Origin of the sequence: Streptomyces sp. NPDC001933 (assembly GCF_042890955.1) — a bacterium.
Taxonomy (GTDB): Bacteria; Actinomycetota; Actinomycetes; order Streptomycetales; family Streptomycetaceae; genus Streptomyces.
In genome coordinates this window covers 453,992-469,054 of sequence record NZ_JBIASS010000004.1, presented here as the reverse complement: position 1 = coordinate 469,054, position 15,063 = coordinate 453,992, and the positions used below count along the sequence as shown (strand labels likewise).

11 protein-coding genes and 1 pseudogene are annotated in these 15,063 nt (G+C 71.0%); 10 read left to right on the top strand and 2 right to left on the bottom strand.

From position 1 onward, the window contains the following. Nucleotides 1-51 precede the first annotated feature (51 nt). A complete protein-coding gene (locus tag ACFYY7_RS13055; RefSeq protein ID WP_388660777.1) occupies nt 52-360 on the top strand; it encodes a hypothetical protein in 309 nt (102 codons plus the stop codon). Nucleotides 361-477: 117 nt separating this feature from the next. Further along, on the top strand, nt 478-1,581 hold the full coding sequence (locus ACFYY7_RS13050; RefSeq protein WP_388660774.1) for a hypothetical protein: 1,104 nt from the start codon (nt 478-480) through the stop codon (nt 1,579-1,581). Nucleotides 1,582-1,641: 60 nt separating this feature from the next. Here the strand turns inward: ACFYY7_RS13050 and ACFYY7_RS13045 are convergent, their stop codons facing one another. Both ACFYY7_RS13045 and ACFYY7_RS13040 read right to left on the bottom strand, forming a co-directional pair. Beyond that, nucleotides 1,642-1,824, bottom strand: coding sequence for a hypothetical protein (locus ACFYY7_RS13045; RefSeq protein WP_351261712.1), 183 nt, complete (start codon nt 1,822-1,824; stop codon nt 1,642-1,644). A gap of 83 nt (nt 1,825-1,907) precedes the next feature. Beyond that, nucleotides 1,908-3,017, bottom strand: a complete 1,110-nt coding sequence (locus ACFYY7_RS13040; RefSeq protein ID WP_388660771.1) for a fatty acid desaturase family protein — start codon at nt 3,015-3,017, stop codon at nt 1,908-1,910. A 305-nt stretch (nt 3,018-3,322) separates the two neighbouring features. On the opposite strand from ACFYY7_RS13040, the gene ACFYY7_RS13035 reads away from it, so the two are divergent. The 8 genes and pseudogenes from ACFYY7_RS13035 to ACFYY7_RS13000 all read left to right on the top strand — a co-directional run bounded on the left by ACFYY7_RS13035 (nt 3,323) and on the right by ACFYY7_RS13000 (nt 15,044). After that, nucleotides 3,323-6,220, top strand: coding sequence for a DEAD/DEAH box helicase (locus ACFYY7_RS13035; protein WP_388660769.1), 2,898 nt, complete (start codon nt 3,323-3,325; stop codon nt 6,218-6,220). After that, entirely contained in the window at nt 6,217-7,581 is a 1,365-nt protein-coding gene (locus ACFYY7_RS13030) for an SWF or SNF family helicase (RefSeq protein ID WP_388660766.1), read from the top strand. Before ACFYY7_RS13035 ends, ACFYY7_RS13030 begins: the two co-directional genes overlap by 4 nt. A gap of 96 nt (nt 7,582-7,677) precedes the next feature. Then, nucleotides 7,678-8,538: pseudogene (locus ACFYY7_RS13025) on the top strand (esterase-like activity of phytase family protein); the annotation flags it as partial. A gap of 349 nt (nt 8,539-8,887) precedes the next feature. Continuing rightward, nucleotides 8,888-10,387 carry an APC family permease gene (locus tag ACFYY7_RS13020; protein ID WP_388660763.1) on the top strand — a complete coding sequence of 500 codons (1,500 nt, stop codon included), beginning with the start codon at nt 8,888-8,890 and terminating at the stop codon, nt 10,385-10,387. Beyond that, complete coding sequence (locus tag ACFYY7_RS13015) at nt 10,384-11,400, top strand: acetamidase/formamidase family protein (protein ID WP_388660760.1); 1,017 nt, start codon at nt 10,384-10,386, stop codon at nt 11,398-11,400. Before ACFYY7_RS13020 ends, ACFYY7_RS13015 begins: the two co-directional genes overlap by 4 nt. Before the next feature lie 65 nt (nt 11,401-11,465). Next, nucleotides 11,466-12,059: an N-acetylmuramoyl-L-alanine amidase gene (locus ACFYY7_RS13010; protein ID WP_388660757.1), complete on the top strand. Its 594-nt coding sequence runs from the start codon at nt 11,466-11,468 to the stop codon at nt 12,057-12,059. A 104-nt stretch (nt 12,060-12,163) separates the two neighbouring features. Further along, nucleotides 12,164-13,414, top strand: a complete 1,251-nt coding sequence (locus ACFYY7_RS13005; RefSeq protein WP_388660755.1) for a GAF domain-containing protein — start codon at nt 12,164-12,166, stop codon at nt 13,412-13,414. Nucleotides 13,415-13,520: 106 nt separating this feature from the next. After that, nucleotides 13,521-15,044 (top strand): aldehyde dehydrogenase family protein, encoded by a 1,524-nt coding sequence (locus ACFYY7_RS13000; protein WP_388660752.1) that lies wholly within the window; start codon nt 13,521-13,523, stop codon nt 15,042-15,044. Nucleotides 15,045-15,063: the final 19 nt, after the last annotated feature.

Sequence of the window (15,063 nt, the reverse complement as noted above, 5' to 3'; positions counted from 1 at the left end):
AAGCAGGTACGGCATGTCACGCACTCAGAGTTCCTCGGGAAGGCGGTCCTCATGATCGACATAATCGGCAGCCTGCGGAAGGTCGTCACCTCCGACCGGAAGGAGGACCGGCCCGCAGCGCCCTCCAAGGAGGACCGGCGCAAGCAGCACAACCTCTTCGAGGCGGCCGCCACCTTCGTCTCGGCATCCGTGGAGGAGGATCAGGCCCGGATGGACGAGGCGAGCGGCTGGGTGTCGCCCGAGGCGCTCTCCTTCGGCGTCAGTGAACTGGCTTGCCGAGCCGTCATCGCGCTGGCCCACGAGCGCGGCGAATCGCCCCAGACCGTGGCCCGATCCCTGTTGGGGCTGCCTGTCCGATGACGGGCGCCGTCCGGCCGCGCACCGAACCGACATCCTGCCTTGTCAGGACCTCGACGAGTGGGTTACTCACTCGTTAAGGTGCGCCGACGGACAACGACGACGGACGAGGAGAGCGCCGTGACTGCGCCGAACGACACGGTCGCCGACGACGACGCGCTGTATGTGCTGACCGCCGTGCTGCTGACACCGGCGCAGTTCCCGAGCGTCCTCGCCGACGACTACCCGGCCGCCTGCGCGACGCTCGCCCTCGAACCGTACGCCGAGGGATACGGGCTGGTCCTCGGCCAGGACGGCAGTGGCGCGCGGTGGACCGTGGTCGTCGATGACGTATCGCTGGTGGCCGTCGCGATCGCGGCATGGGACTGCGGCATGGAGTACGACCTCTCTCCCGACGACCGTTCGGTGGTCTGCGCGCTGCCGGGCTGGCCCCTCCCGGTGGCGGTCGCCGCCCCGGGCGTGGCCGCGCCGCACGATCCGCTGCCGGATCCGGAGGCCGAGGGCACCGACCCAGCGCCGCTGACCCCGCCCGACACCGAGTCGTGGGGACCGGCCCAGCGGCGCATGGGCGCGGACGAGATAGCGCACCAGTGGAGCGCGTGGCGCGAGCAGATCGATGACGAGACGGCCTTCACCACCCCGCCGGGCGCGGAGAGCCCGGGGGCCGAGACCGGGGGCAAGACCGGACCCGTGCCTGGAGCCGAGGCCGCCGAACCCGGAGCCGAGGCCGTAGCCGAAGGCGTCGCCGAATCCGAGGCCGAATCCGTAGCCGAAGGCGTCGCCGAACCCGAGCCCGGATCCGCGCCCGGATCCGAACCTGACCCTCACCCTGAAGTAGAGGCTCAGGGTGAGGTGGACGCTGAGACCGAGTCCGGAGCCGAGACCGAATCCGGATCCGGGAGCGGCGGGCCCGACGACACCGCCGCGAGCCCTGCCGCGGAAGCGCCTTCCGGGGTGCACCCCGGTGTGCGGCGGGCACTCGCCCAGGCACACGACTACATCGGCACCCCGCCGCCACCCGGCCGTGTCAGGTCCTCTTTCGCCACGGGCGACGCACGGATGCTGCGCGCCGACGGCCCCGGCTGGTCCCTGGTCGCCCGGACCGACGACATCGCGTTCATCCTGCTGGACGAGGAGCCGGGCGAGGTGCTGCCGGTCGGACGCGGTACCGAACTGCCGAAGCTCCTGAAGGCTCTGGACGCGCTCGCGGTCCGGCCGGCCTGAGATCCGCCCCGCGGAGTCGGCGGGGGCACCGAAAGTCGGACCCGTCGGTGCCCTGTCGCCTCAGCGGCCTATTTCCTTGCGGGTGATCCTGCGGAGCCTGCGTCGCTGACCGGGGTCCAGCAGCAGATACGCAACGGCCGGAACTCCGACCAGGACAAGCAACGACAGCCAGAAACCGATGAACGGCATCAGGATGACCGCTACGACCACTCCCCCGATGGCGATCTTCGCGCTGTTCGACATCGTCCATGCCTCCTTCGCGGCCCGGAGCCGCTCCTGCTGTGAGAACGCATGTCCGAGCCCATCGGTTCCAGCAGATCAAGAACTCACCTCAGGGGCTCGCCGACCTCGTGCATGTGGCGCAGCGCCTGCCGATAGGACTCGATCAGTCCGGTCTCCGCGTACGGCATGCCCAGTGATTCGCAGTGGGCGCGCACCATGGGCTGCGCCAGGCGCAGGTGCGGTCGGGGCATGCTCGGAAAGAGGTGGTGCTCGATCTGGTAGTTGAGCCCGCCGAGGAACCAGTCGGTGAGGATGCCGCCGCGTACGTTGCGCGAGGTGAGGACCTGGCGCTGGAGGTGGCCCCAGCGTTCGCCGTCGGGGTCCGGCATCTCCATTCCCTTGTGGTTCGGCGCGAAGGCCATGCCCAGGTGGAGCCCGAACAGCGCATGGTGGACGAGCGCGAAGACGATGGCCTTGCCCGGGGACAACACGGTGAGCAGCAGCGTTGCGTAGAGGCCCAGGTGGGCGACCAGAAGCAGTGCCGAGAGGGCTCGTTCCCGGGCGGGCTGCTGTCGCAGGTACTGGAATCCGGAAATCTTCAGCGCGATGCCTTCCAGGAGCAGCATCGGGAAGAACAGCCGGGCCTGGTTTCGGGTGAGCCAGCGGGCGAAGCCCTCACGCTGGGCCGCCTGCTTCTGCGTCCAGACGAGGGCGCCGACGCCGACGTCCGGGTCCTTGTCGATGTGGTTGGGATTGGCGTGGTGGCGTACGTGCTTGTCGTTCCACCACGCCTCGTTCATGCCGAGCAGCAGGTTGGCGTGCACGAGGCCGATGGCCCGGCCCGCGCCGCGGTCGCCGGTTATCTGGGCGTGCCCGGCATCGTGCCCGACGAACGCGGTGCGCGACCAGAAGATCGCCAGCGGCAGCGCGAGGAGCAGGGTCCACCAGGTGTTGCCGAGGAGGACCATGCCGGTGATCACGGCGCCCAGGGCGACCAGATTGACGGCGATGCCTGCGGCGTACCACCCGGTTCGCCGCTCCAGGAGGCCCTGCCCTTTCACGGCCCGCAGCAGGGGCGCGAAGTCGCTTCCCTGAGCCGGAGCGGTTCCGGTTCCAACTCCGACTCGCGGTCCGGCTCCGGCTCCGGCTGCACCTCCCGCGCTTTCCGCACCGTCACGGGTACCCTCCGCTGCGGTGGCTGTGGCCTGGGGCATGACGTCTCCGGTCTCTGGAAAGCTGCGCTGACCTGTAGAAACGTATGGCGGCCGAGCATGCGGCAACCATGGCGCCACCACCCGGGGTCTCCGGGGGTATACCCCCTCCCCCGACGGGGGTGCTGACCACACCCAGGGGTGCACCATGCCCCCCCTTGACCGACGCATGGCCCGGCATCCCGGCATCCCGACGGATCGACGTGTGTCCTGAATCACGAAGAATCCGCTCACGTCCCATGGCGTCGCTGGGGTACCCTCGGCGACCCGACCCCCCACTAGTCAAATTTGAGGAATTCGGCATCACTTTGCAAAGACTCCCTGCGGCAACCCTCTCCGAGATCTCCGCACTCTCCGCCTGCTCCGTGGTCTTCCTGCCCGGGGATCCCTCCCGTACCGGCCGCGTCGCCTTCTGGTACCCCGACGGCAGCAGCCCGCCCGACGGTCCCGGATCCGTGGAGGAACTGGCCGTCGTCGGTGCCGACGCGCGGGTGTACGCCGTACCGGCACGGTTCCTTCCGGTCCGTGACGCACTGCCCGTGCTGACGCGTGCGCAGGCCTCGGCGCATGCCTCCGAGGCGGCCGCGTTCTGGGGTGCGGCCGCCCTCCTCGCTCTCCAACTCGCCGCCCGGGGCCTGCTGCTGCCGGGGCTCAGCGTCACGGATCACGATGCCTGGCGGGTCGGTCCGCTGACCGCGGAGGACCAGTCACGGATCCGCACCCTCGCCGCCTCGATGCCGCCCCTCGCCCACGCGGTGCCGCTCGACGGGGCCGCGGAGACCGTACTGCTGCCCGAGCCCGAGCGGTTGCTGCGCGCGTGCCTCGACGCGGTGGCGGACGGTCTGCCCCGCACCCCCGCCGCACCGATCGCAGGCGGCGGCCCGGCCTTCACCGTCGATGAACCGCAGCAGCTGCCCGGCCTTCGGGCCTGGGCAACCGATGTCGCGGCCGGGCACGACGCGGGCGTCCGGCTCTCGCTCCGGGTGGAGGCGTCCGGGCTCACCGCTCCGGACGAGGACGGCGAGCTGTCAGCCGGCCCCTCCTTCCGGGCCGTCCTGCAGATCCACAGTGTCAGCGATCCGACGCTGGTCGCCGACGCGGCCGAGGTCTGGGCGGGCGGCGCGGGCACCGCGGCGGCTTTCGGACCACGTGCCCGGATGGATGTCCTGCCGGCACTGCGCCGGGCGGCCCGTGCCTGGCCGCCGCTGTCTCCGCTGCTGTCCGCCGCGGTGCCCGAGTCCATCGAGCCGGACGACGACGAACTCGCCGAACTCCTCGGCCCCGCCGGACGGGAACTGGCCGCGACCGGGGTCCAGGTCCACTGGCCCAAGGAGCTGGCCCGCAAACTCACCGCCCGCGCGGTGATCGGTCCGCCCGACGGCGAGGAGAACGACGAGGGGCGTGAGGGGGTCGCACGTACCGGCTCCGAGGCACCGCCGCTCCTGTCGGCCGATGCGCTCCTGGCGTTCGACTGGTGGTTCGCGCTGGGTGACCAGAAGCTCAGCCGCGCCGAGCTGGACCGCCTGGCCGAGGCCAATCGGCCGGTGGTGCGGCTGCGGGACCAGTGGGTGCTGATCGACCCCGAGGAGGCCCGGCGGGCCCGTGAGACCCGGGACCGCAAGGTCACACCGATCGATGCTCTGGGCGCGGTCCTGACCGGATCCACCGAGGTCGACGGGCAGCGGGTCGAGGTCCGGGCCACCGGCTGGCTGGAGAGGTTGCGCCGCAGGCTGGCCGACCCGGAGGCAGCCGGGCAGCAGGGCGATCCGCAGCCGGTCGGCCCGCCCGAGGCCCTCGCCGCCACCTTGCGCGACTATCAGCTGCGCGGCCTGAACTGGCTGCACACCATGACCTCGCTCGGTCTCGGCGGCTGTCTCGCCGACGACATGGGGCTCGGCAAGACCATCACTCTGATCGCGCTGCATCTGCACCGCCAGAGCATCGAATCGGCCGCCGGGCCGACGCTGGTGGTCTGCCCGACTTCCCTCATGGGGAACTGGCAGCGGGAGATCGAGAAGTTCGCGCCGGGTACGCCGGTACGCCGCTTCCACGGCGGATCGCGCAGCCTCGACGACCTGGCGGACGGCGAGTTCGTCCTCACCACGTACGGCACCATGCGGCTCGACGCGGCGAGGCTCGCCGGGATCCGGTGGGGTCTGGTGGTCGCCGACGAGGCACAGCACGTGAAGAACCCGTACTCGGCGACGGCCAAGCAGCTGCGGACGATCGGCGGACAGGCCAGGGTGGCGCTCACCGGCACTCCGGTGGAGAACAACCTCTCCGAGCTGTGGGCGATCCTCGACTGGACGACGCCCGGTCTGCTGGGACGGCTCGGCACCTTCCGTACCCGCTACGCGCGGACCGCGGAAGGCGGTGATCCGGCGGCTGCCGAGCGGCTCGCCGCGCTGGTGCGGCCGTTCCTGCTGCGCCGGCGCAAATCCGATCCGGGTATCGCACCGGAGCTGCCGCCGAAGACCGAGACGGACCGCACGGTGTCTCTGACGGCGGAACAGACCGGGCTGTACGAGGCGGTGGTGCGCGAGACGCTGGAAGCGATCTCCGGCGCCGACGGCTTCGCCCGACGCGGTCTCGTCGTCAAACTGCTGACGGCACTGAAGCAGATCTGCAACCACCCTGCCCAGTACCTGAAGGAGAACGAGCCCCGGATCGCGGACCGTTCGGGAAAGATCGAGCTGCTGGACGAACTGCTCGACACGATCCTGGCGGAGGAGGCGAGCGTGCTGGTGTTCACCCAGTACGTGCAGATGGCCCGGCTGCTCGAACAGCACCTGGCGGCACGCGGGGTGCGCACGCAGTTCCTGCACGGCGGGACGCCCGTCGCGGAGCGCGAGGCGATGGTCAACCGCTTCCAGGCGGGCGAAGCACCGGTCTTCCTGCTGTCGTTGAAAGCGGCCGGTACGGGTCTCAACCTCACCCGGGCCGCTCATGTCGTGCACTTCGACCGCTGGTGGAACCCGGCGGTCGAGGCTCAGGCCACCGACCGCGCGTACCGGATCGGCCAGACCCAGCCGGTGCAGGTGCACCGGCTGATCGCCGAGGGCACCATCGAGGACCGGATCGCCGGCATGCTGGCCCGCAAGCAGGGGCTCGCGGACGCGGTGCTCGGCTCCGGCGAGGCGGCGCTGACCGAACTGACCGATGCGGAACTGGCCGATCTGGTGGAGCTGCGAGGGGGCACACGATGAGCGACGGACACGACGGCGACCGCTACGAAGGCGGCGAGTACGAGAGCGACGGCCGGGGTGACGCCGCTGCGGGTCAGGAACGGACCTTCGCCGCGCTGCCGCCCTCGCACGGCCGCGGCTTCGCCGCATCCTGGTGGGGCCAGGCGTGGCTGAAGGCCCTGGAGGACACCGCGCTGGACGGCCAACAGCTGAAGAAGGGGCGCAGGTTCGCCCGCGAGGGCCGGGTCGGTGCGGTCTCCGTGCGGCCCGGCCGGATCACCGCGGTGGTCCGCGACGGGGACTCGTCCACGTACCGCAGCGATGTGCTGCTCCAGGAGTTGAGCGAGGCCGACTGGGAGCGGTTCCTCGCGATGGCCGTCGAGCGGGCCGGGCACATCGCGGCGCTGCTGGACCGGGAGATGCCGCCGCACCTGGTGGAGGACGCGGCGGCGGCCGGGGTGGAGCTGCTGCCCGGGATCGGCGACCTGGACCCGGAGTGCACCTGTGACGCGTGGGACCACTGTCCGCACACGGCTGCGCTGTGCTACCAGGTGGCGCGGCTGCTGGATCAGGACCCGTTCGTTCTGCTGCTGATGCGGGGGCGCGGTGAGCGGCGGCTGCTGGACGAGCTCCAGGTCCGGATCGCGGCCCGCGCGGAGGGGCACGTGGCGTCCGGTCCGGCCGACGGAACGGAGGCCGCTGCGGCGGCGAAGGCCGACGAGCATGGTGTACGGGCGGACGAGGCGTTCGCCGCCGGGGACATCCTGCCCCCGCTGCCCGATCCCCCGCCGCTGCCCGCGGAGCCAGGATCGGCGCCGTCCCTGGACACGGAGTCCGAACCACAGGCCGGTATCGATCCGGCGGCACTGGAGGTGCTGGCGACGGACGGTGCGGCACGCGCCCACCGGATGCTGGCCGACGCGCTCTCGCCCGGCCATGAACAGCAGCCGCTGCCGACCGGGCTGACCGCGCCTCAGGATGCCGTGCGACTGGCCGCGGAAGCCAGGCCCGAGCCCTGGATCGTGAAGCGGCTGGCGGCCGGTTCGGGGCGGCGAGGGGCGGAGCTCGACGCGGCGGTGCGGGCCTGGCGGTACGGCGGGGTGGCGGCGCTGACCGTGCTCGAAGAGGAGTGGACGCCCGATCCGGAGCACCTGGCCAGGGCGCGGGCCCGGCTCGCCGAGGCGTGGGAGGAGGGCGAGCGGCCCCGGCTGCGGTCGGCGGGCAATCGGTGGACCGCGGTGGACGGTGGCGCGCAGCTCCGGTACGGACGCGACGGACGCTGGTGGCCGTACCGGAAGGAGGGCGGGCGCTGGGTCCCGGCCGGTCCGGCGGACGACGACCCGGCGGCCGCGCTGGCCGGCTCGGGCGCCTCGGAGGACTGAGCCCCGCTCGTACGGCCGGCGAGGCCGATCGACGACGGGCGGGGGCGGGGGCGACCGAGCTTCGGCTCCTCTCCCGCCCGTCGCCGCGTTCTGCCCGTGCGTTCAGCGGGAACGGCAATCGGCGCGCAGGACCTGCACCAGCGTCCGGAGCGCACGGCGCGGGTCACCGGGACCGCCGTGCTCGGCGACGTTCCACTGGCCGGCTTCAGCAATGGGCTGCTGCCGGGGACGGTCACGGACGACCGCGGGGTGCGGCTCGTCGGCATCGGCAGCGACATCTGTCCGGCGGGCCGCCGGGGCGAGTTCTGGACCGTCACCGACCGCGGGCCCAACGGGCAGATCAAGGTCGACGGGAAGAAGCGGCGCACCTTCCCGGTTCCGGGTTTCGACCCGGCGCTGGTCAAGGTGCGGGTCAGCCAGAAGCGCGTCGAGGTCGTCCAGGCCATCCCGATCACCACCCGGTCCGGAGCCGCGGTCATGGGTCTGCCGAACCAGCCGGGCCGTGACGAGGCCCCGTACACCTACGACGCGAAGACGCCGCTCGGGTACGACCCGAACGGTCTGGACACCGAAGGCATCGTCCGTGCCGCCGACGGCAGCTTCTGGCTCGTCGACGAGTGCGGGCCCTCCCTGGTGCACGTCTCCGCGCACGGCCGGGTGCTCGCCCACTACGTGCCGAAGGGGCTCGGGCTGACGGGCGCCGACTATCCGGTGGTGGAGGCGCTGCCCGGCGTACTTCTGCACCGCAAGATCAACCGAGGTTTCGAGGGGCCGGCCCTCCTCCCGGGCGGCGATCCGGTGCTCGCTGTGCAGAGCCCGCTCTCACTGCCCGACCAGGACGCGGGCGAGGCTTCGCGCAATGTGCGGCTGCTGCGCTTCTCGACGAAGAAGCGCGCGGTCACCGCGGAGTACGCCTACCGGTTCGACGCGGTGGATGTCGTGGATCCGGGCGAGGACGGAGCTGAAGCTCGCCCGCCCGCTGCACGTCTGACCCGCGCACAGGTGCTTCCGCCGCAGACCATCCCTGCACAGCACCTGTCGGCCGAGGAACGGGATCATCAACACCTCCTCTCCGTAACGGACTTCACTCCACACGCTCCCCGCCTCCGGCGAGGTCACTGATCCCAAGTGGCCGCGCCCGTACCGACATCGACGTACATTCCGGCGCTCTCCCCGGTCCACAGAGGCCATTTCCGCCCCGCCGTCTTACGCCACCCGCGCGGCGCCCGTACGGTAGGGCGCGCGAGACACTCGGCCGTACACCGGACAGCACCTTCCGGTCATCGGACACCAAGGGAGCCGCGGGATGTCGGGGGAATCGGACAGCGGACTCCTGCGCGACGCCATCGGGCTGCGCGAGGTCCTGTTCCAGAGCGTCACGGCGATGGCACCCGCCGCGGCCATCGCCGCGTCGATTCCGGCCGGGGCCGCCTTCGCGGGCGGCAGTCTGCCGCTGTCCGTGCTGGTGGCCCTGGTCGCCTGCCTGTTCACCGCCTCGTGCGTCGCCGAACTGGCCCGCCGGCTACCGGCCGCCGGTTCCGTCGCCACCTACTCCGCACAGGGGCTGCACCCGGTCATCGGGTTCCTCGTCGGCTGGGGCTATGTCTTCGTCGAAGCGCTGGTCCCCGCGCTGTTGCTGCTCCAGCTCGGCTTCACGACCGCGGGGACGCTGCACCAGGAGTGGTCTTCCTACCCGGCGGACCTGTGGTGGCCTTGGTCGCTGCTCGGCGCGCTGATCATCGCGCTCGTCGGGTATTCCGGCGCACGGGCCTCCGCCCGGTTCGGCACCGTGCTCGGCATCTTCGAGGTGCTCGTCTTCGTCGCCTTCGCCGTGCTGCTCATCGGGCAGGCCGGTGCGGACAACACCCTTTCGGTGTTCGGCACTTCGCACACCGCCGACGGATACGGCGGCATCAGCGGGATCTTCGCCGGTTCGGTCTACACCGTGCTCGCCTTCGCGGGCTTCGAGGCGGCGGCGCCGCTCGCCGAAGAGACCCGGAACCCCCGGCGCACGATGCGGCGTGCGGTGCTCGGTGCGGCGCTCTCCATCGGCCTGGTGTACGTCCTGACCACGTATGCGATGTCGGTGTACTTCGGGCCCGACAGGTTCGCCGGATTCGGCGGATCGGGGGCGGCCTCGTGGGAAGGCGTGGCCCGCGCCTCGTTCGGGCTGTTCTGGGTGCTGCTCTTCCTCGCCGTGGTCAACTCGACGGTGGCCAACGCCAACGCGTGTGCCAACGTGTCGACCCGGACGGCGTTCGCCCTCGGCCGTATCGGCGTGTTCCCCCGGGCGTTCGCGAGGCTCCACCCACGGTTCCGCTCCCCCGTCATCGGCGTGGCCGTGCAGTTCGTGATCGCGGTCGGCGCGGCGCTCGGACTGGGTCTCGCCTATGACCCGGTGACCGCGTTCACGCTGCTGGCCACCGTGATCGTCACGGTGATCACCGGTGTGTACATCATCGTGAATCTGTCCTGCGCCGGGTACTTCCTGCGACGACGACGCGACGCCTTCAACCCCGTGCTCCACCTGCTGTTCCCGGTGCTGGGCATAACGGCGTTCGTCCCCGCCCTGCTGACGGCCGCCGGGATCCCGGCGTTCGACTTCGTCTCCGAACTCAGCGCGCCCGTCTCGTACGCCGGTCCGGTCGTCGGTGTCTGGATGCTGATCGGGATCGTTGTCCTCGTGGTGCTGCTGCGCAGACATCCGGAGCGGGTGGCACAGACCGGACGGATCCATCTCGACGACACCCCGGCGCCGGCCGCAGAAGCCGGGACGGAAGCAGAGACAGGAGCAGTACAGCCATGAACGACCCCCGCATCCTGACCGTCCGTCCCAAGGAGGGCGAGTATGCCTGGACCTTCGGTGGAGCGGCTCCGGTCGCCCGCATCGAGCCGGGGACGTTCCTCGACGTGTACACGGAGGACTGCTTCGCCGGGCGGGTCCGCTCCGAGAAGGACCTGGTCTCCGAGGTCTGCGAGTTCCCCTTCCTGAACCCGCAGACCGGCCCCTTCCATGTGGTGGGCGCGGAGCCCGGCGACACCGTCGCGGTGCACTTCGTCTCCGTCGAACCGGCCCGGGGCTGGGCGGCTTCGACGACCGTGCCGCTCTTCGGGGCGCTCACCTCCACCCACACCACCGCGTCCTTGCAGGCGCCGCTGCCCGAGGTGGTGTGGATGTGGCAGCTCGACCGGGCGCGCCGCACCTGTCTGTTCAGCGCCCGGGACAGCGACATCCAGGTGGAACTGCCGATGGACCCGATGCACGGCACGGTCGGGGTGGCCCCGGCCAACCTGGAGGTACGGTCCGCGCTGGTCCCGGACGCGCACGGCGGGAACATGGACACGCCCGAGATGCGGGCGGGCGTCACCTGCTACCTGGGCGTCAACGTCGAGGGGGCGCTGCTCAGCCTGGGCGACGGCCATGCCCGTCAGGGCGAGGGCGAGACCTGCGGGGTCGCCGTGGAGTGCGCGATGAACACGGTCGTGCTCGTCGAGCTGCTGAAGGGTGTCACGACGCCGTGGCCGCGCATCGAGTCCGACACCCACCTGATGTCGACCGGCTCCGCCCGCCCGCTCGAAGACGCCTTCCGGATCTCCCAGTTGGACCTGGTGCAGTGGCTCGCGCGCGACTACGGCCTGTCGGAACTCGACGCCTACCAGCTGGTCAGCCAGGCCGGTGAGGCCCCGCTGGCCAATGTGTGCGACACCAACTACACCTGCGTGGCGAAGATCCGCAAGGAATGGCTGCCGGTGGGCGACCCCCACCGCGGGCTCCACCGCCATCTGCGGGAGACCGCGACCCTGCTGGCCAGCCCCTGACCACCCACCCGTCCCCGTCCTTCCTCACACCCCGCCCTTCTCTCCCCCCACACACAGGAGTGTTCATGCACCGCAGAAGGATCCTCCAGGGCGCCGCCGCGACGGCGGCCGCCGCCCTGATCCCGGCCTCCACTCGCGCCATGGCCGACTCGACCGCGGGCGACACGGACTATCCGCTCGCCCACTGGACGCCCGCTTCCACCTCCAACTACACGGTGTCGAGCCGCCCTTCGGCCTATCCGGTCCAGTACGTGATCATCCATGTGACACAGGAGACGTACCCGGACACGATCGGGATCTTCCAGAATCCGGCGAAGCAGGTCTCCGCGCACTATCTGGTGCGCTCGGCCGACGGCTATGTCGCCCAGTGCGTCCGGGAGAAGAACATCGCCTGGCATGCGGGCAACTGGGACTACAACACGCGCAGCATCGGGATCGAGCACGAGGGCTGGGTGGACAAGCCCTCGTACTTCACCAACGCCATGTACGAGAAGTCCGCGCTGCTGACAGCCTCGGTGTGCGACCGCTACAACATCCCCAAGGACCGCGCGCACATCCTCGCCCACGCCCAGGTCCCCGGCACCGACCACACCGATCCCGGCCCGAACTGGGACTGGGTGCGGTACATCCGGCTCGTCAATCTGTACTCGGCGGGCTGACCCGCCTTCGCCACCCGGGCCGGTCGCTCTCTTCACCGCGGTTGTCGCAGCGGCCGGCTGCGACGACGATGGGTGTGCGGGAAGCTCCTTGACGGGAGGGTGAGTTGACGGATCCCTGGGTGGCACTGGCAGCCGATACGGACCCGGGTGCGCGGATCGGCCAGCTGCGCCGCGCACACGAAGTGTTCACCTCGGCGGGCCGGCTGGAGCAGCCGGTCCGTCCGGTCGTCGGTGAGTCGTGGCGGCGTTCGGCGCGGGCCAGGGTCAGCCCGGACGGTGCGGCCCTGGTCGAACTGGGCCCGGACGACCTCGGACCGTACCGGGACGGCCATCCGCTGGCCCGGGCCATGCCGGTGATCCGTGAACTGATGGGCGCCTACGCGACGGACGGGAAGCACCTCCTGGCCGTGTGCGACGAGCACGGCAGACTGCTGTGGGTCGAAGGACCTGCGGTGACCCGGCGGGCCGCCGGCCGGATGAATTTCGTGGAGGGTGCCCGCTGGTCCGAGTCGGCGGCCGGGACGAACGCGCCGGGTACTGCCATCGCCGTGGACCGTCCGGTGCAGGTCTTCGCCGCCGAGCACTTCCTGCGGCCGGTCCAGCAGTGGACCTGCGCGGCGGCACCGCTGCACGACCCGCACACCGGACGGGTGCTGGGTGCCGTGGACATCACCGGCGGGGACCGGCTCGCGCATCCGCACAGCCTGGCGTTCGTACAGGCGGTGGCCCGCGCCGCCGAGTCGCACCTCGCACTGCTCGCCCCCGCACCGGCCGCCGGAACCGTGCGGCTCAGCGCACTCGGCCGGGACGAGGCGCTGCTGATGACGGGAGGCCGCAGGATCCGGCTCGGCAGACGGCACAGCGAGATCCTGGCGACGCTGGCCCGCCGCCCCGAGGGTCTCGGCGGCGACGAACTGCTCGTCGAGCTGTACGAGGACGAGTCGGTGACCCCGGTGACACTGCGGGCCGAACTCTCCAGGCTGCGACGGCTGCTCGGTCCGGAACTCCTCCTCTCCCGCCCGTACCGGCTCTCGGCCCCGGTAGACGCGGACTTCGACACGGTGGCGCGCCGGCTGGCGTCGGGGGCGGTGGCCGCGGCGCTCGCGGCGTATGCGGGTCCGCTGCTGCCGGGCTCGCGGGCGCCTTCCGTCGTCCGGCTGCGGCGCCGGCTCGATGAGGAGTTGCGGGCGGCGCTCATCGCACGCGGTGACCCGGGGCTGCTGGCCGACTGGGCGTACAGCCCCTGGGGCGAGGACGACCTCCCGGTGTGGGAAGCGCTCGCCGCGGCCGTACCCGCCGGGCAGCGCCCGGCCCTCCTCGCCAGGGTCCGGGCACTGGACGCCGAGCAGCGGTAGCCGCTGCCCCGCGCACCCTGTGCAACGGGGTTGCAACGTACCGCTGCCTACCCTCGCGCCGAGGGCCGCCCGATGGCGGGCGGCACCGGACCGGGAGGCCACAGAGATGACCCGTTACGCCGCGCCGGGTGCCGAGGGCGCCATCGTCTCGTACGAGTCCCGCTACGACCACTGGATCGGCGGCGCCTACGTACCGCCCGTCCGTGGTCAGTACTTCGAGAACCCCAGCCCCGTCGACGGCCGCTCCTTCACCGAGATCGCCCGCGGCACGGCCGAGGACGTCGAACTGGCCCTGGACGCGGCACACGCCGCAGCGCCCGCCTGGGGAGCCATGGCGGCCGGCGACCGCGCGGGGCTGCTCAACAGGATCGCCGACCGGATGGAGGCCCATCTGGAGGAGCTCGCGGTCGCCGAGAGCTGGGACAATGGCAAGCCGGTGCGCGAGACCCTGGCCGCCGACATCCCGCTCGCCATCGACCACTTCCGCTACTTCGCCGGTGCGTTGCGCGCCCAGGAGGGTTCGCTGAGCGAGATCGACGACGACACGGTCGCGTACCACTTCCATGAGCCGCTCGGCGTCGTCGCGCAGATCATCCCGTGGAACTTCCCGATCCTGATGGCCACGTGGAAGCTGGCTCCGGCGCTCGCGGCCGGCAACGCGGTGGTCCTGAAGCCGGCCGAACAGACCCCGGCCTCCATCCACGTATGGCTGAAGCTGGTCGCCGACCTGCTGCCGCCCGGCGTCGTCAACATCGTGAACGGCTTCGGAACGGAGGCGGGCAAGCCGCTCGCCTCCAGCCCGCGGGTCGCGAAGGTCGCCTTCACCGGTGAGACCACGACGGGGCGGCTGATCATGCAGTACGCCTCCGAGAACCTCCGGCCGGTGACCCTGGAACTCGGCGGCAAGTCGCCCAACATCTTCTTCGACGACGTGTGGAACGCGGACGACGACTTCCGCGACAAGGCCCTCGAAGGCTTCACCATGTTCGCCCTCAACCAGGGCGAGGTCTGCACCTGTCCGTCGCGAGCCCTCGTCCAGCGCGGGGTGTACGGCGAATTCCTGGAAGCGGGCATCGCCCGCACCGAACGGATCGTGCCCGGACACCCGCTGGACACGGACACGATGATCGGCGCACAGGCCTCCGACGAGCAGCTGAAGAAGATCCTCTCGTACCTGGACATCGGCCGGCAGGAGGGCGCGAAGGTCCTCACGGGCGGTGAGCGGATCGAATACGACGGGGAGCTCGCGGGCGGCTTCTACATCCAGCCCACCATCTTCGAGGGCGACAACCGGATGCGCGTCTTCCAGGAGGAGATCTTCGGCCCGGTCGTGGCGGTCACGTCCTTCTCCGACTTCGACGACGCGATCGGGACCGCGAACGACACGCTGTACGGCCTCGGGGCCGGTGTGTGGACTCGCGACATGAACACCGCGTACCGGGCGGGCCGCGCCATCCAGGCCGGCCGGGTCTGGACGAACTGCTACCACGCGTACCCGGCACACGCGGCCTTCGGTGGCTACAAGCAGTCCGGGATCGGCCGCGAGAACCACAAGATGATGCTGGAGCACTATCAGCAGACGAAGAACATTCTTTGTTCGTACAGCCCGAAGAAGCTTGGGTTCTTCTAGAAGATGAACTCGGTTGCCT